The organism is Bacillus cereus group sp. N12 (genome assembly GCF_016483575.1).
Taxonomy (GTDB): Bacteria; Bacillota; Bacilli; order Bacillales; family Bacillaceae_G; genus Bacillus_A; species Bacillus_A toyonensis.
Genome location: NZ_JAEHBO010000303.1, coordinates 1 through 229 on the forward strand (window position 1 = coordinate 1; position 229 = coordinate 229).

Below are 229 nucleotides of genomic sequence, written 5' to 3' on the forward strand. Positions count from 1 at the left end.
CTTTGGAATTACGCCAGATTTCGATTTGAATATCATGAAAGATCGTCAAACGTTAATTGATATTACAACACGTGGTTTAGAAGGCTTAGATAAAGTAATGAAAGAAGCGAAGCCTGATATCGTACTTGTGCATGGTGATACAACGACGACATTTATTGCAAGCTTAGCTGCTTTTTATAATCAAATTCCAGTAGGACATGTTGAAGCAGGACTTCGTACATGGGATAAG

The 229-nt window shown here is 37.1% G+C and carries 1 protein-coding gene; it reads left to right on the forward strand.

The window, feature by feature from the left end; genetic code table 11:
* Positions 1–229, forward strand: a 229-nt coding sequence (locus JDS92_RS30585) for a UDP-N-acetylglucosamine 2-epimerase (protein WP_199633079.1), incomplete at both ends; no start/stop codon positions are given.